General features: G+C 64.0%; 14 protein-coding genes and 1 tRNA gene. 12 read left to right on the top strand and 3 right to left on the bottom strand.

Annotation, left to right across the window (positions count from 1 at the left end; all coding sequences use genetic code 11):
• Nucleotides 1-258: 258 nt before the first annotated feature.
• A tRNA-Ile gene (locus KA354_16170) sits at nt 259-331 on the top strand.
• Between the two features lie 287 nt (nt 332-618).
• Here the strand turns inward: KA354_16170 and KA354_16165 are convergent.
• Entirely contained in the window at nt 619-3,078 is a 2,460-nt protein-coding gene (locus tag KA354_16165) for a response regulator (GenBank protein MBP7936178.1), read from the bottom strand.
• A gap of 125 nt (nt 3,079-3,203) precedes the next feature.
• Between KA354_16165 and KA354_16160 the strand changes: the two genes are divergently transcribed.
• From KA354_16160 to KA354_16135, 6 genes are all read left to right on the top strand, one after another.
• The gene (locus KA354_16160; protein MBP7936177.1) at nt 3,204-3,476 is read left to right on the top strand and encodes a WXG100 family type VII secretion target; all 273 of its coding nucleotides are present in this window, start codon (nt 3,204-3,206) and stop codon (nt 3,474-3,476) included.
• 3 nt (nt 3,477-3,479) lie between these two features.
• Nucleotides 3,480-4,154, top strand: coding sequence for a hypothetical protein (locus KA354_16155; GenBank protein MBP7936176.1), 675 nt, complete (start codon nt 3,480-3,482; stop codon nt 4,152-4,154).
• Nucleotides 4,155-4,244: 90 nt separating this feature from the next.
• Nucleotides 4,245-4,457 carry a hypothetical protein gene (locus KA354_16150; protein MBP7936175.1) on the top strand — a complete coding sequence of 71 codons (213 nt, stop codon included), beginning with the start codon at nt 4,245-4,247 and terminating at the stop codon, nt 4,455-4,457.
• A gap of 7 nt (nt 4,458-4,464) precedes the next feature.
• Nucleotides 4,465-8,493, top strand: a complete 4,029-nt coding sequence (locus KA354_16145; GenBank protein ID MBP7936174.1) for an AAA family ATPase — start codon at nt 4,465-4,467, stop codon at nt 8,491-8,493.
• A 168-nt stretch (nt 8,494-8,661) separates the two neighbouring features.
• Entirely contained in the window at nt 8,662-10,635 is a 1,974-nt protein-coding gene (locus tag KA354_16140) for a hypothetical protein (GenBank protein ID MBP7936173.1), read from the top strand.
• Between the two features lie 204 nt (nt 10,636-10,839).
• Nucleotides 10,840-11,748, top strand: a complete 909-nt coding sequence (locus tag KA354_16135) for a sugar phosphate isomerase/epimerase (GenBank protein ID MBP7936172.1) — start codon at nt 10,840-10,842, stop codon at nt 11,746-11,748.
• A 109-nt stretch (nt 11,749-11,857) separates the two neighbouring features.
• Here KA354_16135 and KA354_16130 read toward each other — a convergent pair whose 3' ends face one another.
• On the bottom strand, nt 11,858-15,505 hold the full coding sequence (locus tag KA354_16130; protein ID MBP7936171.1) for a mechanosensitive ion channel: 3,648 nt from the start codon (nt 15,503-15,505) through the stop codon (nt 11,858-11,860).
• Nucleotides 15,506-15,947: 442 nt separating this feature from the next.
• Here KA354_16130 and KA354_16125 point away from each other — a divergent pair, with 442 nt between their 5' ends.
• The 5 genes from KA354_16125 (at nt 15,948) to KA354_16105 (ending at nt 20,458) form a co-directional block, all read left to right on the top strand.
• The gene (locus KA354_16125) at nt 15,948-17,153 is read left to right on the top strand and encodes a TIM barrel protein (protein MBP7936170.1); all 1,206 of its coding nucleotides are present in this window, start codon (nt 15,948-15,950) and stop codon (nt 17,151-17,153) included.
• Between the two features lie 31 nt (nt 17,154-17,184).
• Nucleotides 17,185-17,532 (top strand): hypothetical protein, encoded by a 348-nt coding sequence (locus KA354_16120; protein ID MBP7936169.1) that lies wholly within the window; start codon nt 17,185-17,187, stop codon nt 17,530-17,532.
• A gap of 71 nt (nt 17,533-17,603) precedes the next feature.
• Nucleotides 17,604-18,350, top strand: a complete 747-nt coding sequence (locus KA354_16115) for a (Fe-S)-binding protein (GenBank protein ID MBP7936168.1) — start codon at nt 17,604-17,606, stop codon at nt 18,348-18,350.
• Between the two features lie 12 nt (nt 18,351-18,362).
• Nucleotides 18,363-19,811, top strand: a complete 1,449-nt coding sequence (locus tag KA354_16110; GenBank protein MBP7936167.1) for an iron-sulfur cluster-binding protein — start codon at nt 18,363-18,365, stop codon at nt 19,809-19,811.
• The gene (locus tag KA354_16105; protein ID MBP7936166.1) at nt 19,811-20,458 is read left to right on the top strand and encodes a lactate utilization protein; all 648 of its coding nucleotides are present in this window, start codon (nt 19,811-19,813) and stop codon (nt 20,456-20,458) included. Before KA354_16110 ends, KA354_16105 begins: the two co-directional genes overlap by 1 nt.
• A 110-nt stretch (nt 20,459-20,568) precedes the next feature.
• Here KA354_16105 and KA354_16100 read toward each other — a convergent pair.
• On the bottom strand, nt 20,569-21,331 hold a 763-nt coding region (locus KA354_16100), incomplete at its 5' end, for a glucuronate isomerase (protein MBP7936165.1).

Raw genomic sequence — 21,331 nt, 5'->3', positions numbered from 1 at the left:
CGCCGTGATTCACAGCTACCGCCGAACCGTTCGTGGTCACTTCGCCGGAGAAGGTCTACCGCAGGGGGGGGTGATTCTGGAGCTTCCGGCGAAGCAGCTGTCCTGATCGGGTCAACTTCGTCATCCACCGCGAGACCCGAGTCGGGGGCTGTCCGGGGTCGAGGCATGAAGTGTCGTCCCCTTGAGCATCCAAGCGTCGCTCGATACCTCCCTCGGCTTGCCGAAGAACTGGCGACCGCGTAGGCTATCTGGCCACCGGGGCCCGTAGCTCAGTGGTTAGAGCAGGCGACTCATAATCGCTTGGTCGTGGGTTCGAGTCCCTCCGGGCCCATAACCCTTATTGCCTCTATATGGCAGGCCGTCTTCTTGACTCAAACTGACCGATTTGATGCCACCGGGAGCTTCTCCAGGCGGCGGAGTACTGGACGCTTATGGCTGACCCTGGCCTGCCGAACGGCGTCGGTGGCCCATTTCATCCGCTTGCGGAACGGCAGCTTCAACTGGGGGGCATGTCCCCTCTGGACGTACAGTCAACAACCCCAGGAGATACACTCATATCACCTGTCCCGTCCCGGGCCCGGAGAAGCGGTCGGTGATGGTCATCCGAGGGCACCTGCTTTAACGTTCCACCGCAGCGCGTCCGGTCTCGGTGTCGCGGACGGGTATGGCTGCTGGGGAAGGGATGTGCCGTCGGACCGCTTCGATCAGGGCCTCGCGGTCGATCGGTTTGGTGGCAAAGTCGTTACAGCCGGCGTCCATGCACCGTTTGCGGTCCTGTTTCATCACGTTGGCGGTCAGGGCGATGATCGGCCGGGTGTAGCCTCTCTGACGCAATTCGCGGGTCGCCTCGCAGCCGTCCATCTCGGGCATCTGCATATCCATGAGGATGGCGTCGTAGGACGCGCCGCCGGCCATGGCCTGCAGGGCCATCTGGCAGGCGATGCGTCCGTTCTCGGCGACGTCGACGGACATCCCTGCTTTGTGGAGAATGACCGAGATCAGCCTCTGGTTGTCGCAGCCGTCCTCGGCCAGGAGGACCTTCGCCCGCACCGGAGCGGTCTGGCTGGGGGCCGGCAGGGCCGCCTTCGCGGGCGGCACGATGCCTTCGACGGACTGGAGCATGTGAGCCCCGGCCAGCGAGCCAGGGTCGATGTCGAGGATGAAAGTGCTTCCTTGTCCCTCCACACTCTCAGCCTCGAGGCTGCCGCCGAGCGCCTCGGCGAGTCGCTTGGAAATGGTCAACCCCAGACCCGTGCCGCCGAACCGCCGGGTGGTTGAGACGTCCGCCTGGGTGAAGGGGCGGAACAGGCGGCCCAACTGCGCAGGAGTCATGCCGATTCCGGTGTCAGTGACGCGGATGCGGACCCGGACGCCCGGGCTATCGGCGTCCTCCAGTCCGACTCTGATCCGAACGCTGCCCTGGTCGGTGAACTTGATCGCGTTGCCCACCAGATTGACCAGGATCTGACGGAGTCGAACGGGATCCGACCGGATGCATTCCGGAATCGGCGTATCGCAGTTGACCCTCAGGCTCAGGCCCTTTTCCTCGGCCCGCATGCGCATGAGGTTGACCACCTCTTGAATGGCCCCGGGCAGCGAGCAGAGCACGCGTTCGATGGTCATCTTGCCCGCCTCGATCTTCGAGAGATCCAGGATGTCATTGATCAGGCTCAGCAGGTGTTCGCCGTTGCGCCGGATCGTTGACAGATAGTCGATCCGCTCGCCTTCGTTCGCGAGCGGCTCCGCGAGCAGCTCAGTGTAACCGAGAATGGCGGTCAGCGGGGTACGGATCTCGTGGCTCATGTTGGCCAGAAAGGCACTCTTGGCAGAGTTGGCGTTCTCGACCGCTTTCATGGCTTGCTGGAGTTCGGAGTTGTAGATCTCCAGCTGTTCCTGTTGAGCCCGAAGTTGCTCCTTCTGGGCCTCTAGTTCATAGTTGGCCGCCTTGAGGGCCGAGGTCCTGGCCTTCATCTCCGCCTCGACTCTCTTCCTCTCGGTGATGTCGCGCACCGTGGCGAAGTCGAACTCCTGGCCGTTGAATTCGACGTGATCGGCGGAGATCTCGACCGGGATGGCCCGACCGTCCTTGCGCTGATGATGTCCTTCGTACAGGAGCGAGCCTTGTCTCCTGAGTTTCTGCCAGAGCTTGAGCCACTCACCGCCCACGTAGACCGGGTTGATGTCCCAGATGTAGAAAGACAGAAGCTCCTCGCGCGAGTAACCCAGCGATCGACAGGCCGTCTCGTTGGCATAGACCATCCGGCCCTCCGGGCTGATCCAGTAGACCGCCTCCGATGCCCGGTCTACCGAGGTCTGAGTCAGCCGAAGGCTGTCCTCGGCCGTGCGGCGGCGGGCCTCCGAGCGGGCGGCCTTGGCCCGCAATACGAAGGTCCCCACGCCGGCCGCGATACTCACCAGCAGCGACGGCAGGAGCCCGCACATCATGGTCCGCGACATGGAGGTCAGTTCGCGGGTGTACCGCTCTGCGCCGTAGTCCATGCCGAGGATGCCGACCACCCGACCCGCGGAGTCGCGGATAGGCGCGTAGCTGCTGATCGCCGTTCCCCACCGATCGACAGTTGGCTCCTTGTTGCACGTGGCTCTTCTTTCGTGCATCGCGGTCATCATCTCCGCATCGGGGCTCTCATAGGGGTCGCCGATCAATGAATGGTCTTCCACACCGTCGCGATCTGCGTCACCCGGCGGTGAACCGTCCAGGACGAACCGCCACTGTCCATCGGTGACCCTGAGGGTGTAAACGAATCTGAGCTCCTCGATGCTCCGGAGTGCTTTCCGCAGGGATGCGACCGCACGCTCGTACTCGGCTGTGGCCTCCTGTCGGGGATCGGAGAAGGTGCCGTGCAGGTCGCCGTCGATGGTTGAGGCCACGACTTCGGCCTGCCGCATCAGGCCGTTCCGCATGCCCGTCGTGTAAGTGTCCACGGCCCGGGCGTAGAGTCCGAGAATGCTCATCGCCACGGTGAGGAACAGCGTAGCCCCGACGATGATGCCGTCGCGCAACGGCCGAATGGCCGGTTGGACGACCGGGCGCGTGGAAATGGGTGGCTGCGTCGTCATGCGGGTCTCTGCCGGTGAAATCGGCTGGGCGGCGGGCCGGCGTGAATGTTGTCTGCCGGCCGCAAGAAGATATACTGGAGGGGGTCGGCGGAATGTCCGAGAACACGGCCGGCAGGGAGTGGTTCATGGCCAAGGCCCATGTCGATCCCGCGGAGTTGAGGCGGTTTGCCCTGGACCTCAATCGGTTCAACAACGAGTTGCAGACCCTTATGGGGGGGCTCAACGCCCGCCTTCACGGCCTGGAGGGGAGCTGGCGGGACCAGGAGCATCGGAAGTTCTTCGACGCTTTTGACCAGACCATGAAGGTTTTGGCCGGCTTTCTCGAAGCCTCTCAGCAGCATGTGTCCTTCCTTGGAAAAAAGGCCTCCCTGATCGAGGAGTACCTCAAGCAGCGATAGCCTATGAGTTCCGCCCGGGTTCAGTCCATCGATGCCCTCAAGGATTTCCGAGTCATGCTCTGCAAGTTCTCGGAGACGGCCAAGTCCGTCCTCGGCGACGTCGACTCTGAGCTCGGCAAGGTGCTCAATTGGCTGGAGACGGAGCAGCCGGCGTATTGGCAAGGCCAGATTCGCCATCGGACCGAATCCGTGGCCAAGGCCAAGCAGGCCGTGCTCATCAAGAAGCTCACCCGGAATGTGGATGGCGGCCAGGGGTCGGCCATCGAGGAGGAGAAGGCCCTGAAGATCGCCCAGGCCCGGTTGGAGGAGGCCAACCTCAAGCTGGGATTCGTGCAGCGCTACTGCCGCGAGCTTCAGAAGGAGATCCTGCTGTACAAGGGGCAGGTGCAGCGATTCTCGACCATCATCGGCACCGAAATCCCGCGGGCCCTCAATCGGCTCGACCGGCTCGCCGCGACGCTCGATGCGTACCTGGCGGTGGCCCCGGCCACTGGCGGTACGGAGATCGATCTGACCGGTTCGGTGGTTGTTCCTCCCGATGAGGTCTCGGGCGGAATGGCCCGTCCGGCACCCGTTCCCGGGCCCGAACCGATCGTCCCACCCGCGCCTGCGGCGGAGGGAGTGCCGGAAGGCGGCGAACCTGAATCGAAGAGCGGCGGCCAGGTTCCGGAGACTTGACCATCGCGTCTGGATTGCGTCGATGGGAGCGACGCGCGATCGGCACGTTGCTGACGGCTGGGCGCCCACCGGCATGGGAGGATTCGTGGTATGGGTCTCTACGAAGGCGGCGGCCAGCTCGCCAAGGCCATGAAGGAACTCATGCGGCATTGGGCGGAAACACGGAGTTCCTGGGATGACGCCGCCGCCAAGGACTTCGAGGAACGCTACATGATCCCGCTGCAGATGGAGATGCGCAGCGTCGTCGGAGCCATGTCGCAGATATCTACGCTGATCGAGCGCATTCGCCGGGATTGCAGGTGAGGATTTGATGCCGGAGCCCACCAAGACAATCGGGAATGGTCGCCGCCCAGGGCCGGAGGATGCGGTCGGTACTCTCCAGGATCTGCAGCGCACCGCCTTGCGCGACCTGGTAGCCCTTTCCTCCGAGTGTGCCGCACGGGAGACCGCGATCGAGGAAGGCCGGCGTCAGGCTCTGCAAGCGTGCGAAACCGAGTCAACGGCAGCCCGCCTGGAGATTGAGCGCCGCCGCGAGGAGTTCCAGAGAGATCTGGAGCGGAAGCACGAGGATTGGCTCGCCCGGATCACCTCTCAGCACGCGGCGGACCTGAAGACCCTGGCGACCTCGGAGAAGACCTCGCTGCAGCAGATCGAGCTCGAGCACAGCACAACCCTGAAGGAAGTCAAGCAGAAGTACACCCAGGCCGCCTGGCTGGCAGAAACGGTTCTTGAGGCAACGCAGAACCAGCTCAAGGCCGAGGCCAAGGAGGCGGAGTCGGACTTGGCGACGCGCCGCCGCCGCATCGCGGTGTTGGAGCAGCAGGGAGCCGCCTGGGCCCACATGTACAGCCAGGAATGGCCCGAGAGCGCGGTCGCGACCGGGCCAGGGGGAGAGGACGAGGAGAACCGAGGCCGCGGCCCGAAGTCGGACCATGCGGAGGGCGGCGGGGCGCCGGAGGCCGGACGGACGGCCACCTCGTTCGAGGATCTCAACAAGGCCGCAGTCGAGAAGATGGAGGAGCTGGGCTCGCTTCGTCTGCCGCGTTTCATGGTCGGCGTGGTACCCTTCCTCATCGGCCTCATTCTGTGTGTGGCAGCTGCCGGGCTGGCCCAGCTGATCAGCGGCGAGAAGTCTGCCCAGTGGCATTACATGGGCATGGCCGCCGGAGCCGCGCTGGTCATTTCGGTGTTGGCAACGATCGTTCTCCGCTCGAAGGCGTTCGCCGAGGTTCGCACGGTATTGGCCGAGGCTCGAGAGGTCGTGGACGCCGCCGCCCTGAGCGTCGAATGCGAGTATCGGCGCGGCGTGGCCGACCGCGAGAAGCGAAAGAGCGACGCGACTCAGAAGCGTGATCGGGAGGTGCACGAGGCCAAGGCTCGTTTTGCCCCGCTGATCAACCATGCCACCCACAACTACGAGGCAGCCTTGAAGGTCGTGGAGGATGAACGCGGTCGCCTGCAACCTCGCATTGAAGAGCGGCGTCAGCAAAGCCAGGCCGAGGTGGAGGAGTGGTGGCGCAACAGTCAGGAGGAGCTTCGACAGGGATACGAGAACGAGGTGGAGGCGGCCCGCAAGAGCCGCGAAGCCCGAATCACAGGGGTCGAAGCCGGATACACTGCGGACCGCGGCGAACTGACCCGTTCCTGGGAGGAGGGCCTGGCCCGCATCCAGGCTCCGATGGACGAGCAGAGCACTGCCGGCGGCCGGAAGTTCCCGCCTTGGAGCGACACGACGTGGAACGACTGGCTCCCCCCTCGTCACTTCGCTTCCGTGATTCGCTTCGGGGAATTGGGCGTCGATCTGAAACAGATCACCGAGGACCTGCCACGGCAACTCGCCCTGCCGGAAAGTTTCTCGGTACCCGCGATGCTCGCCTTTCCCAACCAGGCGTCGCTCCTGATCCACTCCGGCCAGAAGGGCCACGACCAGGCGGTTCAGACCCTCCAGAACGTCATGCTCCGCCTGCTGACCTCGCTGCCGCCCGGCCGCGTGCGTTTCACGATCATCGATCCGGTCGGCCTGGGCCAGAACTTTGCGGGCTTCATGCACCTCGCCGATCACGACGAGGCCCTGGTCGCCAGCCGCATCTGGACCAACGCCGACCACATCGAGGCCCGGCTGGCCGATCTCACCGAGCATATGGAAACGGTGATTCAGAAGTACCTGCGCAACGAGTTCGAGACGATCGATGACTACAACCGGCAGGCGGGTGAACTGGCCGAGCCGTACCGCTTCCTCGTCGTCGCGGATTTCCCGACCAACTTCAGCGATGTGGCCGTTCAGCGGCTCAACAGCATCGCTGCGACCGGGGCCCGTTGCGGCGTCTACACACTGGTCGCTCGCGACACCCGGCAATCGCTGCCTGCCGGCACGCACCTGGACGAGCTCAAATTCCACAGCGTCAATCTCGTTTTCGAGGACGGCCGGTTTGTCTGGGACGACAAGGTGTTTCGCCGGTTCCCGCTCCGGTTGGACGCCCCGCCCTCCGAGGACTTCCTCACACGGGTTCTTCACGTGGTCGGGCGGTATGCCAAGGAATTCAAGCGGGTGGAGGTGCCGTTCGAAGCCATCACTCCCGCTCCTGACGAACTCTGGAGCCGACACAGCGTCGGCGATCTATCTGTGCCGATCGGCCGCATGGGCGCGACCCGTCTGCAGAGCCTCCGGCTTGGCCGCGGCGTGGCTCAGCACACGCTGATCGCCGGTAAGACCGGTTCGGGCAAGTCCACCTTGCTGCACGTGCTGATCACCAACCTGGCGTTGTGGTACAGCCCCGACGAGGTCGAGTTCTACCTGGTCGACTTCAAGAAGGGTGTCGAGTTCAAGGCCTACGCAACCAGCGAACTGCCGCATGCCCGGGCGATCGCGGTCGAGAGCGACCGCGAGTTCGGTCTCAGTGTCCTGCAACGCGTCGACGCCGAGCTCACCCGGCGGGGTACGCTGTACCGCAACCTTGGCGTGCAGGACATCGCGGCCTATCGCGAGGCGTCGAAGCAACCCATGCCCCGGGTGCTCCTGATCATCGACGAGTTCCAGGAGTTCTTCTCCGAGGATGACAAACTCGCCCAGGACGCCAGCCTGCTGCTGGACCGGCTGGTGCGTCAGGGCCGTGCCTTCGGCATTCACGTGCTGCTCGGCTCGCAGACCATCGGCGGCACTTCCGGCCTGGCTCGCAGCACCATCGGCCAGATGGCTGTCCGTATTGCGCTGCAGACCACGGAAACGGATTCGCAGATCATCCTCGGTGACGGCAACACGGCCGCACGTTTGCTCTCCCGGCCGGGCGAGGCGGTCTACAACGACGCCGGCGGCCTGGTTGAGGGCAACAGCCCCTTCCAGGTCGCGTGGCTGCCCGACGAACGACGCGACGAGCAGCTGGCCCGCGTTCGCGAACAGGCGACCAAGCTTGGCGTTCGCACCGAGCCGGCCGTCGTGTTCGAAGGCAACGTGCCCGCGGACATCGCCAAGAACGACGCACTGGCCAAGGTCTTGTGGCCCCGGTTTCCCGCAGATGAGACCTCAGGCGAGACGCCGGGGCCACACCTGCCGCAGGTCTCAGGGCCTCCGCGCGTCTGGCTGGGCGATCCGGTGGCCATCAAGGAGGCTACCGCTGTCACCCTGCGGCGCCAGAGCGGGGCCAACCTGATCATCGTCGGCCAACAGGAAGAGGCCGCCATGGCCACGATGGTCGCCGGTGTCCTGTCTCTGGTCGTGATCCACCCCAAGGATCGAGCGGTTTTTTGGCTGCTGGATGGCAGTCCGGCCGATTCACCGCTCGCCTCAGTTCTGCCGCGAATGCCGGAACGGCTTCCGCATGCCGTCCGGCTCGTTGACTATCGAGCCGTGCCCGATGCGATCGGTGAACTGGCTGCCGAATGCCAGCGCCGCCAAGGCAGCGATGATCCCAACCCCCCGGCCGTCTATGTCTTCGTCTACGGCCTGCAGCGCTACCGCGCCCTCCGCCGCCAGGAGGACAGCTTCAGCTTCTCGATGAGCGGCGAGGAGAAGAAGCCACAGCCGGACAGGCAATTCGCCGACCTGCTCCGCGAGGGGCCGGCGCTCGGGATGCACGTGCTTACCTGGTGCGACACGCTGGCAGCCGTCGAGCGGACCTTGGACCGCAACAGCATGCGCGAGTTCGACCACCGCGTCCTGTTCCAGATGAGCGCTGCGGACTCCAGCAACCTCATCGACTCGCCGCTGGCCAACAAGCTGGGCCCCAACCGGGCCCTCTACTACAGCGAGGAGCAGGGCGTGCTCGAGAAGTTCCGTCCGTACGCGCTGCCCAACGCCGAGTGGCTGGCGAAGGTCTCGGAGCGTCTCAAGACAGTCGGCTGAGTCACGCCGCGGTTCATGACTTTCAGGGGTCGGTCGGATGGCCTGCCCATGGCTCGGCAAAAGGGCTACAGGCAAAGTGCGGGAGGCCACTTTCACTCGTTGCCTCGGCCGGCCCATGCTCCAGCGCCGCGGCTTGCCCGCAGGCCCCTCGCGAGGAAAGGACGCAACATGCTCAGACATTTGTTGCCCGGCGTTATCCTGGTGACTGCAGCCTCGAACGCCTTGGGGCAGACGCACGCGGCACAGAGCGGTCTACGCTGGCACCTGCCTGCCGTCACCGACCCAGCCATGCGCAGCCGCGGCGAGCGCATCTACCGGGCAACCGAACGCTTGGCCCATCATCTCCTGCAGGACGTCAAGCCCTGGAAGGAGGACGCTCGCCTCATGCTCCTCACCGAGAGCAAGAGTGCCGAGGCGTTCATCCGGCCGAATACCGGCATGGTGGCCGGTCTGGCGTTCCTGTACCGGTTCGGCCCGTACGACGAGAAGACTGTCGGCCTGTCCAGGTCGGATCTTCTGTCGACGCGGATCGTGCCCATGATCCGGTATCTCACCGAAACCCATGTGACCGGCTCGCGCCCGACCGGCGATAGCCGCAAGTGGGGCGATCACTGGCAATCGGCCCATTGGACCGACATGCTCGCCCTGGCAGCCTGGTGGGTGGGGGATGATCTTCCCGCCGATCTCGCGGTAGCCGTCCGACGGGTGGTTGCCCACGAGGCCGAGCGGTTCCCCGATGCGACACCTCCTCATCAGATCCGCGCCGATACCAAGGCGGAAGAGAACGCATGGAACAGCACGGTCCTCTCAGCGGCCGTCGTGCTGATGCCCGACGATCCCCGGCGAGGGCGATGGGAATCGGCATTCCAAAAGTGGGCTTTCTCGTCGTTTCTGCGACCGGCGGATGAGCAGGCGAACGCCCTCGTGGACGGCAAGTCGGTGGCCGCGCAGTTCCTCGGGGCCAACATCTACGACGACTTCACGCTCGAGAATCATCGTATCGTTCACCCCGACTACATGACCACGTTCAGCCTGACGCTCGGCTGCTCGATGGAGTACGCCATGACCGGCCGTCCCCCGCCGCAGGCTTTGCGGTACAACGTGGCCGGCATCTACGAGAACCTCAAGTGGTTCGGCCTGCCGGACGGCGGCTTCGTCTACCCATCCGGGCAGGACTGGTCGATCTACCGCCAGGTGGATTGGCTTTACGGCCACGTGCTCATGGGCGTGTTCGGCCGAGATCCGGAGGCCTGGGCGATGGCCGATCGCTGCCTCAACGTGCTCGAGCGGATGCAAGCCAGGTCTCCGAGCGGGGCGATCTACCTGCCGGAGGAGAACTTCTTCCTTTCCGGACAGACCGACAAGATCAACCACTTCGCCCGGACGTGGTTGTCGCTCCACTTCGCGGAACCGGTCGTGCCGGTCGAGCCGCAGCGGTGGGGTGTGCGACGGTTCGATTCGGCACGGATGATCCTCAACCGGACGCGTTCGGCCGTGCATGCGGTCAGTTGGGGCACCAAGGTCATGGCCCAGTGCGTTCCGTTCCGGACCGATCGCCTGATTTCGCCGCACGATCGGAGCGGAGTGGGCTCCGTCCGGCTCAAGGGGGCAGAGTCGGCGTTGCCCGTTTCGTTGAGCGATGTCCGTGTAACCGACAGCAAGGACGCTTTTGCAGTCGAACTCGTCGTGGATCACGGCAAACCGGGGAAGGCGCCGATCCAGGCTCACCTGCAATTCAGGTCTGCGTCCGAAGGTACGTGGACGATGGGTGAGAAACTCGTGGCGGCCGCGGACTGCACGACGGCCGAGATCGCCACCGGCACGATTGGGATTCTCAACGACAGGCGGTGGATCGACCAGCGGGGCGAACGCAGGGTGACCCTCGGAGACCAGACCCACACGGTTGCAGCATGTTCAGGGCAGTTGCTGTGCGGCGATGGTGTCCGGCACATCGACATTGACTCTGTGCTGCGTATCACCACGGACAAGCCGGCGGACGTTCGTTATGCGGCTGCATCCCGTCCGGAACGATCGCGGGCCACCGATCGGCTCTTCCTCAACGTCCTGGAAGGCGAGCATTCATGGCAAGCGGGGCAGACGATCTCGCAGTTCGAAGCGACCGTGCGTTGCGAGCCGAGGTGACGACGAAGGCCGCGTTCGCCCGGGTCGAGAGATGGAGCAGGCCGGAAAGAAGACTCCAGCCCGACGGGAGCCCGCCGATCCAAGGCTGATTCTCCGTCCGGCTCAGCCCGTAGACAGGCAGCTCGGCCAATGCGATAATGCTCTGGTCGTCGAGACGCATTCGCACGGCCTGAAAGTGGTCTTCGCGCTAGTAGGAGTATGACCATGAAGGATACCCCCGGATCGCAGCACATCGCAGGTCAGTGGACGCGCAGGCACATCCTGGGTACCGCGGCTGCAGGGGCAGCGGCCTGGGCGCTGCCAGCGCAGGCCTTTGGAGCCGCCAAGCCAAAGGAAATCCCGATCGGCGTCCAGCTCTACTCGATGCGCGGAGACTGCGACAAGGACATCGACGCCGTCCTGCAGCGCGTGGCGAAGATGGGGTTCGCCGGAGTTGAGTTCTACGGCAACAGCTACTTCAAGTACAACAAGAAGGCCAAGGAGCTGCGCAAACGGTTGGACGACCTGAATCTCAAGTCCGAGGGCATCCACGCGGCAACGTCGGCCCTGAGAGGCGATGAACTGAAGAACACCATCGAGGTCGGCAAGATCCTCGGTTCCAGGTTCATCATTGTGCCCGGCGACAGCGACATTACCCATCCGGAGAAAAGCAAGGCCTTGGCCGAGGTGTTCAACAAGGCGGCCGAGGTGCTCAAGCCGCACGGTCTCTTCTGTGGCTTCCATAACCACACCAGCGAGTTCAAGAAAGAGGGCAACAAGACCTACTGGGACCTGTTCGCCGAGCGAACCAGCAAGGATGTCGTGCTTCAACAGGACGTCGGGCACACGGCGGCGGCCGGTGTGGACCCGGTGGCCCTGTTCAGAAAGTACCCGGGCCGTTCGGGCTCCACCCATTTCGCCCCCCACGCCGACAGGAAGCAGGCCGGCAAGAAGGCCATCATCGGGCAGGATTCGATCGACTGGAAAGCCTGCATCACCGCCTGCCGCGAAGTCGGCGCGACCGAGTGGTTCGTCATCGAGCAGGAGTCCTACCCCGAGGGCAAATCGCCCATGGAATGCACCGAGATGTCCCTCGCCGGACTGAAGAAGATCCTGGCCGACATGACGAAGTAGAGGGCCCCGGGCCAAAGCCGCCAGGCCGCCCGCGGGAACCGGAGCCCGATCTCCAAGATACCGACGTCGCAGGACCCGGCCTGCACACTTCAGGCGACCCGGTGGAGGGTCACTTATTGCTCGGATCGTGAGATGAGGGGGGCGGTCCGCGGCCTTCACACTCCATCTGCGGAGGCGCGACCACCTCCACCGGAATGGGCCTGCCACCACTGAAACTGATGGACCGCTGCGGGAACGGGATCTCGATGTGGTGCTCGCGGAAGACACGATCGATCTCAAAACGAATCTGGGACATGAACACGCCCCGGGACTTGGGATCGGCGAACCAGCAGACCAGCACGAAGTCGAGACTGCTCTCGCCGAAGTTCTTGAACCACACTTCCGGTGCCGGCGCCGCCAGCACGAACGGATTGCGGTTGGCGAGATCGAGGAGGAGCCTGCGTACCAATTCGACGTCCGTGCCGTAGGCCACGCCCACGTCGATCTTGGCCCTCATCCGCGGATCGCTCAACGTCCAGTTGACCACCTGGCCGGTGATGAAATCGCCGTTGGGTATGACGAAGTCGATGTTGTCAAAGCTCCTGATCCGGGTCGATCGCATGCTGATGGAGACGACCTCGCCCGGCTGGCCGTTGACCTCGACCAGATCGCCGACCTTGATCTGCCGCTCGAAGAGGATCATGAGGCCGCTGATGAAGTTGACGAACAACGGCTGAAGACCCAGCCCCAGGCCCAGGCCCAGGGTCCCGAGAAGGATCGTGAGGCCACCCAGATCGACCATGGCCACGTTGAGGGCCACGTAGCAGGAAAGGGCAATGATCGAGTAGTGCAGGAGCGCCATGATGGCCGCCTGCGTACCGCGATCCACGGTCCGGGTCTGAGGGAAAACCTCTCTCTCCAGAAAGGCCCGAACCGTCCTTGAAATGAACAAGCCCACCACCACCACGCAAACCGCCGCCACCAGCCGCCACAGCGTGATCGTGCCCTTGGCGGTCTGCAGGAGCGGGTAGTTCAGGAGCGTATTGACGTCCAGAGGAGTAATGCCCCAGACGGCCAGCACCGCCACCAGAGCCAGCAGAAGGACGCCCAGTTGCATGACCTGCATGATCGGCGGTAGCAGCGGGTGGATCGTCCAAACACGCTGCCAGGCTGAGGCCCGCACCCCCTCCGCCTCCGGTGACGCGACCTCGGCCAACCAGCCGGCCAGGAATCGACGGATCACCCTGGTCGCCAGCAGGATCAGCGCCGTCAAGCCCAGGCCGAGCAGAACGTAGTCCACGAAAGCGGCATACCCGGCCAGCATTCCGGCAATCACCAGGGCTACCGTGGCCGGTGCCAGCGGAAATAAACCACGATATAGCGGCAGAAGCCAGGATACGGAGGCATCGGGCGAGGCCGTCCTCGGCGGAAAGAAGAAATCCCGGCGAACGAGGTAGATGAACAGCATGGTCAGGAGTAACAGCACCGACCCGTCCCACCACAAGCTGGCGATCAAGGGGAAAAGCGATGAGACCCGGAGCAGAATCGGAACAGGCAGCACCACAAGGGCGGTCACCAGACTGACCCGCAGCCATCGGCGATGATAGGCCGCCACTCGGTCGTCGCACTGAACAAGCCGAGTCTGGGGCCGGTGAGCGTCAAACAGGGCGGTAACCGTGGCGAAGGCGATGATCGCCAGTAAGGCGGTCGACAGGACGGAGGCAACCGGCAGGAGCGCATTCCGCCCCAGGTTGATTTCCGCCAGGAACAGCAGCAGGATCGCCAACGGCCAGGCTGCCGCCGTTCGAGCCAGGGCCCGAGCGGCCTGCACCTCGAATCGCTTGACGGCTAGAAACGACGCCGAGAGAGGATGGCCCTCGGATGCCGGGACCGCCATGCGGGCCAGAAGCGTCTCCTCCTTATGCTGGGACCAGTTGAGCAGGCGGCCGCGGGAACGCCACGCCAGGCAGCCGGTCAAAACCAGCAGCGCAGCGGCTCCGCACCAGCCGGCCCGCGTAACCGTGCGCCATTCTCTGACCAGTTCGCGCTGCTTGGTCACCGCCTCCTCGATGGTTTTGCCCTCGCGGCTAAGGATCGACCTCCACTCCTCCGACAACTTCGCCGAATCCGGCCAGAGCAAGCTCCGTCCTCGAGCCAGGAGATAGGTGCGATACATCTTCGCCCGCTCCCGCTGGATGTGGGTCACACACTGGTCGAGCATCGGAATGGCCTTCTTGAGACGGTCGCGATGGTTCTCCATCTCGGCCATGAGGGGATCAATCTTGGTCTTCAGCACGGCGTTCAGGTCGTCGGTCAGATTGGCCTGGGCCTCACGTACGCTGACCACCTCTTCGGGCTTCAGTGACTTGACCCGCTCCTCCAGGGCTTCCCGCCCCTTCAGGACCCGCTCCATCAGCTGATCGCGGCGATCCTGGGCCATCCGCATCTGATCATAGAGCCGGTCCTGGTCACTCCGCATGTTCTTCAAGCTGTCCTGGAACCGAACCAGGTAGACGTTGACCCGCCGATACAGATCCAGGATGCTCTCGCCGCTCCGCCGATCCAGCGACTCCATGGTCAGGTTGAGATAGGCCTGGCCACGCTGAATCCGCTGTTCCAGGCGGTCGATCTCGGCCATCGGGATCAACTCGCGCACCGTCGCCTCGATCTTCTGGAAGTCGGCCACCGTCTGGGCAATCGCGAGCCGGACTCCCCAGTTGATCTTCATGTGAGGCGAAAGATCGGGGCGAGCCAACTGCTCGCTGGCAAAGGCAACATTCGATTTCGCGCGCACATCGGAAAGCCGGGTCTGGTACTGGCGAAGAGCGCTGAGGTACTTGGTCAAGGCGGCGATGCGATCGCCGCCCTGCTGCCGAGCGACTTCCGCGGCCGTGCTCTGATCGGGGAATACCACGGCCCGCAACAGCCGGAGATTGTGCTCCCATTCCAGGGCCCGCTTCCGCATCAACAGCGGTTCACGCTCGGATTCCGTTTTGAGCTGGGTGAACTGGGCGGGCAGGTCGGCCGTAAACAGCCGCAGGGCATCCAGGGTTTCCTTGATGGCTTTCTCGTTCTCCGGTCTCTGCTTGACCAGCGAAAGCAACTGCTGTTCGCGCGAGGCCTGGAGAGCCGTGAGATCCTGCAGTTTGGCGGCTTCCTCGGTGCAACGCTTCTCGATCTCCCCCACCCGCGAGTCCCAGACGTAGCCGATGTCACCGGCATTCAACGCAACATAGTTCTGCCGCTGCTTCTCCCACAGATCCAGATCCGCCGAGAGCTTGGCGAGATTCTCCGCACCCTTCAGCCAGGCGATACGAGCCCGGGTCTTCTGCCAGTCCTTCAGTTCGGTGTAGTACTGCCGCAGGACCTGGGCAAGAGCGTATTTCGGATCGGCCTTCCGGGCGGCTTCTTCGGCCGGGCTGGATGCCGGCATGCTGGCCGGCTGGGTGGCGATGTTGAAGCGGTCCATCTCCTCCTGCACGAGCTGAAGGCGTTTGACGATGTCGGCGTCGGTTGCGGGCGCGGGGAGGATCCGGGGAGCCAGGGCTGTAGCCGCGGAACCGGAACCCGACTCATCGGATTCCGCTTCTGCGGGCTGGGACGCGGACCCAGTTCCCGGTGAGGATGCGCTCTGTGATGCGACCGACTGGCCCGCAATCAGGAACCCCCCCTCGGTCTGCCCCCTAGACCCCACCTCGGCACGCAAGAGCGCGCCCGGACAACCAAGGCCGAGAACAGCCCCGAGGAGCAGCCGGCCGATCTTCATTCTCTCATCCATCCTACCCCATCTCATCTGCACGAATTCGACCCTTACGGTGCGGCTTGGAGCGGTTATTGTAGGGTACGATCGGGGTCGTCGCAACGTGGCCCAAGCCCCTCACCGTTCGACGTGCTGTTGCTCCACCGCCGCGCGTCGTGTATCGGACGGTCAGGTTCACCGCATGCGTTTGGACAAGTCCACATCAAGGACTTGATCGCCAACGGCCTGATCGACGAGACCCCGGCCAAGCGACTGCCGGCTGACCTCCGCAGGCGACTCCGTCAAGTCCAGGAGACCATGCCCGGCTGATGTCCTCCGCACGAGCCCTCCGGCTTCAGCCGCCCTGGTCTCTTCTTGACAGACTAGTTCCTAAGCCTAATGATAGCGGTCGATTAGTGGCTTTCACTCTCTTGGAGCGCAAACGATGGCGGAATCGAAAGTGTCAGAATGTGCCCAGCGAATGCTGGACCGGCTCGAGCAGTTCGGTCGAGACCCCAAGGCCATCCTGAGCCGTCTCAAATCGCTCGAAATCGAGACCCCTTCCTGGGGCTATGCCGATACCGGCACACGCTTCGGGAAGTTCCACCAGGCGGCCGCCGCCCGGTCCATCCAGGAGAAGCTCGACGACGCCGGTCAGGTCCACAAGCTGACCGGGATCTGCCCAAGCGTGGCCGTTCACGTCCTCTGGGATTTTCCCCACGGGGCGGATGCCAAGGTCACCGAGCACGCCAGGAAAGCCGGCGTTCGCATCGGGGCAATGAACCCCAACGTGTTCCAATCCCAGTGCTACAAGTACGGCAGCTTCGGCAACCGAGACCCGGAAGTCCGCCGCAAGGCGGTCAAGCACTGCCTCGATTCGGTCAAGTTGGGCAAGGACCTCGGCAGCGAGTACCTCTCGCTGTGGTTCGCCGATGGCACCAACTACCCCGGCCAGGACGACATCCGGGTTCGCAAGAAGCGCTTTACGGACGCCCTGAAGGAAGTCCACAAGGCCATGCCGTCGAACATGATCATGCTGGTCGAGTACAAGCCATTCGAGCCAGCCTTCTACCATACCGATATCGCCGACTGGGGCATGGCCTGCCTTCTGGCCAGAGCCGCTGGTCCGCAGGCCCGGGTCCTGGTCGACACCGGACATCATTACCTCGCCCAGAACATCGAGCAGATCGTCGCCTGGCTGATCGACGAGAACATGCTCGGCGGCTTCCATTTCAACGACCGGCGCTACGCTGACGACGACCTGACCATGGGCAGCATCGACCCCTACCAGGTCTTTCGCATCTTCCATGAGATCATTGCCGCCGAGGAGGAGCGGGGCCAGACACTGAAGATTGCCTACATGGTCGATCAGTCGCACAATCTCAAGCCGAAGATCGAGGCCATGATCCAGACGGTCACAACCGCGCACGAGTTGTTTGCCAAGGCTCTCCTCGTAGACCGTAAGAAGCTGCGCAACGCCCAGGCCAAGGACGACCTGGTCCTGGCGGAGGAGACCCTCCGCGCGGGCTTCTTCACCGACACGCGGCCGCTGATCGGCTACGTGCGTGAGCAGATGGGCATCGAAGCCGACGCCCTGGCCGCCTACCGGGCCAGCGGCTACGAGGCCCGCGTCGCCAAGGAACGAAAGGAGAAATACGGCGCCCCAACCGAAGCCAGCTTCGCCTGATCGGTCGCGCCTTTCTGGGGAGATTGCAGCCGTGGCCAAGTTCTCAAGAGACTATACTCGACAAGCCAAGTACAGCATGGTCCTGTCCATCATCTCGGTGCTGGGCGTGCTCGCCCTGATCATCCTGCTGGGCCGCAACCTCACTTGGCCTGACGTGGTCTACGGCAACAAGCTCTACCCCACGCTGGTCTATCTCGCCGGGATGGGGACGCTGGTTTTCGCCGGGGCCGGTTTCTGGCTCGGCCTGACCAGCTGGGGAGAGGCACGGAACGAGAAACCGCGGTACTCGACGATCGGCTTCTTCGTCGCGGCACTGACCATCTGCCTGACGATCAGCATGCTGGCGTTCTTCTGGTCCCGCGCCCAGGTCGTCGGATGATCATTGCTCTTCCGTGCCGCAGCCCTGAAGGCAGGCTGAGCGTCTGTCGCATGCAAGGAAGGTAGCCACCCATGCGCGTGTCTCTTTTTGCGACCTGTCTCGGCGATCTGTTCTACCCTGATATCCCCGAGTGCGTGGTCCGCATTCTCAACCGCCTCGGCCATCGGATCGACTTCCCCGAAGAACAGACCTGCTGCGGCCAGCCAGCCCTGAACAGCGGCTTCATGGACGACTTCAAGGCCGTTGCGGCCCGGATGATCCGGATCTTCGAGAACGCCCAAGTGATCGTGACGCCATCGGGATCCTGCTGCTCGATCGTCCGCGAGTACTACCCGCACGCATTCCGAGACGATCCGACCATGCACGCCAAGGCGGTCGCCATGGCCGGCAAGACCTTTGAGCTGGTCGAGTTCCTGCAGAAGAAGCTGAAAGTGGATTGGAAGCCGTGGAACCTGTCCTACTCCGGCTCGGCGACCTATCACTACAGTTGCCACCATCGCGGCATCGACATGTCCCCGGAGGATGTGATCGGCCTGATCAAGGAGTTTCGCGGGCTGGACTTCCGCCTGCTGGAGAAAATGGAGCAGTGCTGCGGCTTTGGGGGGACATTCTCTGTCAAGTTCGGCGATATCTCCGGGGCCATGGTCCGCGACAAGATCGCCTGCATCAAGGCCACCGGAGCCGACCTGCTCATATGTAACGACGGCGGCTGCACGATGAACATCATCGGGGCCTGCCGCCGCGAGGGTGTTCACATCGAAGCCAAGCACATCGCCCAGATGCTGGACGAGGCGATGAGGAACGGCAAGAGCCGCTAGGGAGGTCATCCGGTGGGCGAGCCTCAACTGACCAAGCACGCGGTGAGAACCGATTTCAAGAAGAGCGCCGCGCTGGCCCTGGCCAACGCGCGATTGGGCGCGGCCATGAACGCCGCAACCCTCCGGCAGGACACCGGGCGGCGGGCGATCATGCCCGAACTGGGTGATCCGCTGGCGGTGCGCGAACTCGCCAAGGCAATCAAAAACCACACCCTGCAGAACCTCGACCAATACCTTGCGCAGCTGGCCGACAACGTCCGCAAGAACGGGGGCGTGGTCCACTTCGCGCAGACCGCTGAACAGGCCCGCGAGATCATCTGCGACATCGCCCGCAAGGCCAGGATCAAGACCATCGTCAAGGCCAAATCCATGGCTTCCGAGGAGATCGAGCTCAACGACGCCCTCGAGGCGGCCGGCTTCGACGTCGCCGAAACCGATCTGGGCGAGTACATCCTGCAGCTGGCCGCCGAGAAACCTTCCCACATCGTGACCCCGGTCTTGCACAAGACCCGGGAGGACATCGGCCAGCTGTTCCACGAGAAGCTCGGGATCGAGTATACCGGCGACCCGCCCACCCTGACCGCCGCCGCGCGCAAGGTCCTCCGCGAGAAGTTCAGAAACGCCGACATGGGCATTACCGGGGCGAACTTCGGGGTAGCGGAGACAGGGACCATCTGCATCGTGACCAACGAGGGCAACGGGCGGTTCTGCTCGTCGCGCCCGCGGGTCGTCGTCTCCCTCATGGGCATGGAGAAGGTGATTCCGCGAATGAGAGACCTCCCCGTGTTCCTCAAGCTACTGGCCAAGAGCGCCACCGGCCAGCGGATCACCTGCTACACCAGCCTGATGAGCGGCCCCAGGCGGCCGGGCGACTTCGACGGCCCGGAGGAGTATCACCTGGTCATCATGGACCGCGGCCGCTCCGAAATCCTGGGCGGCGAGTTCCGGGATGCCTTGCGGTGCATCCGCTGCGGGGCCTGCCTCAACGCGTGCCCGGTGTATCGCAAGCTCGGCGGACACGCCTACCAAAGCGTCTACCCGGGCCCCATCGGCAAGGTGATCACCCCCCTGCTCGACGGCGTGATCGACTACGAGCAGTTGCCGCTGGCCTCAAGTCTGTGCGGCGCGTGCCTGGAAGCGTGCCCGGTGCGAATCGACCTGCCGACCCTGCTTCTGCAGCACCGCGACCTAATCAATCGGCGGAATCGCATGCCCTTCGTCTGGAAGTGGGGATTCAAAGGCTGGCGAATCGCCATGCAGTCGCGGTTCATCTACTCCTGGGGCTCCTGGTTCGGACGGCTGTTCCTGAGCGTCACCGCCAAGGACGGCTGGGTCTCAAGACTATTCGGCCCCGGCGCGGGATGGACCGACCACCGCGATTTCCCGCTGATGGCCGCCAAGCCATTTCACAGGCGATGGGCGACCATTCAGCAGAACGTCAACGAGGAGGGCAAGCCCTGATGTCCGAATGCACACAGGAAGCGTTCCTGGCGACAGTCCGCAGGGCCGCCTCCTTCGTCCACGGCGAACAGGTCAAGTTGCCTGCGGACACGGAGACCACCCGGGTCATCAAGCCGGGCAATGATGTGATTGACATCTTCATGAAGCGCCTGGACGAGGCCAAGATCCACGCCCACCGCGTGGCCAGCCAGACCGCCCTTCCGGACAAGATCGTCGAGATCCTGGCGGAAGCCGGGGCCAAGAGCGCCCTCCTCCCGGCCGAGGACACTCCCGGCCGCGAGGCCATCATCGCCCGCTTGCAGGAGAAGGGAATCGCCCTGGCGAATCCTGACCAACCGGATGCGGCCTTCGAAGCCGACGCAGGCATCACCGGCGTGACCCTGGCGGTGGCCGAGACCGCGTCGATCTGCCTCCCGAGCGGCGGCCAGCACCGACGGCTCGCCAGCCTGGCGGTGCCCACCCACATCGGCATCGTCGGCGTGGATCAGATCGTGCCCGATCTGCTCGATTTCGCCGCCCGATGGCCGGCCCACGCCCCGTCCAACATGGTGCTCGTCTCGGCGCCCAGCAAAACAGCCGATATCGAGCTCGCCCTGGTCATGGGCGTACACGGCCCCAAGCTGGAATACGTCGTCGTCGTGGGATAGAAGCGCAGCCCGTCAGACGTGAGACCGGCATCTTGCCGGTCAAACGACAAGCTGGAGGCCTGCCCACAATACCCACCCGACACAGCGCCCACGCAATAGGTTGAAGCAGGCTACGACTTGGCTGTCGCACAGAACTGCTCGAACGTGCCTCCGAACAGGCCAGCCACGTCGCGCCGCACTTCCGCCGCCGTCACCTGCCAGCCCGCGCGGGCGAGATCCACGTACTTGTCGGCCAGCACCTCGGCGATGACCGCGCGGGAGTGCGACCACTTGTAGATGAGCTGGTCCAGCACGCGGGCATCAGAGTGCTGTGGAGTATGCGAGAGTCCAAGGAGCTCGAACCGCTGGCGAGTCATCTCCTCGATCATGCTCGGGTTGTTCAGGAACCACCAGCAACCGAATACGTGGAGATTAGGCAGCTTTCGAGCCGTCACGCAGAGTTCATGCTGGTTTTGGCGTGAGAGCATGGTGACGAGGAAGCGGTTGTCGGGGTGACGCATGCACAACTCGCTGACCGCCTGAACGTCGGCCGCACCCACTCCGTCGCCGGCAAGCCGAAGACCAGGGTTCACCTGCCGGCGAACGCCAATCATCAGGGCGAACGGAATCCCCGCCTGCCGGGCAACCGGCAGAATGCACTCCTCGATCAGGCGTCCGCACGAACCGTCCTCCGGGAAGCGAAACGCCGGACTGAGCGAGACGGCCATGTACCGTGGCTTCATCCGGGCGATCCAATCGTCGAGAAAACGCCGCACGCCATCGAGGTCGCCGGACCCCAAATCGCCGCGAACCGGGTAACCCCAATCGGCCAGACGCTTCGACGCCGATGGCCAGCCGGTGAGCAGAGGATCGATCCGCAGCGCGGTCTGGAAG

Source organism: Phycisphaerae bacterium, assembly GCA_018003015.1.
Lineage (GTDB): Bacteria > Planctomycetota > Phycisphaerae > UBA1845 > PWPN01 > JAGNEZ01.
The sequence above is the reverse complement of the archived record's forward strand: the minus strand, read 5'-3'. Positions and strand labels throughout refer to the sequence as shown.

Excerpts from the sequence above, each read along its gene's own strand:
- KA354_16165 (MBP7936178.1), bottom strand. The coding sequence starts at position 3,078 with ATGACGACGCAGCCACCCATTTCCACGCGCCCGGTCGTCCAACCGGCC.
- KA354_16160 (MBP7936177.1), top strand. The coding sequence starts at position 3,204 with ATGGCCAAGGCCCATGTCGATCCCGCGGAGTTGAGGCGGTTTGCCCTG.
- KA354_16155 (MBP7936176.1), top strand. The coding sequence starts at position 3,480 with ATGAGTTCCGCCCGGGTTCAGTCCATCGATGCCCTCAAGGATTTCCGA.
- KA354_16150 (MBP7936175.1), top strand. The coding sequence starts at position 4,245 with ATGGGTCTCTACGAAGGCGGCGGCCAGCTCGCCAAGGCCATGAAGGAA.
- KA354_16145 (MBP7936174.1), top strand. The coding sequence starts at position 4,465 with ATGCCGGAGCCCACCAAGACAATCGGGAATGGTCGCCGCCCAGGGCCG.
- KA354_16140 (MBP7936173.1), top strand. The coding sequence starts at position 8,662 with ATGCTCAGACATTTGTTGCCCGGCGTTATCCTGGTGACTGCAGCCTCG.
- KA354_16135 (MBP7936172.1), top strand. The coding sequence starts at position 10,840 with ATGAAGGATACCCCCGGATCGCAGCACATCGCAGGTCAGTGGACGCGC.
- KA354_16130 (MBP7936171.1), bottom strand. The coding sequence starts at position 15,505 with ATGGATGAGAGAATGAAGATCGGCCGGCTGCTCCTCGGGGCTGTTCTC.
- KA354_16125 (MBP7936170.1), top strand. The coding sequence starts at position 15,948 with ATGCTGGACCGGCTCGAGCAGTTCGGTCGAGACCCCAAGGCCATCCTG.
- KA354_16115 (MBP7936168.1), top strand. The coding sequence starts at position 17,604 with ATGCGCGTGTCTCTTTTTGCGACCTGTCTCGGCGATCTGTTCTACCCT.
- KA354_16105 (MBP7936166.1), top strand. The coding sequence starts at position 19,811 with ATGTCCGAATGCACACAGGAAGCGTTCCTGGCGACAGTCCGCAGGGCC.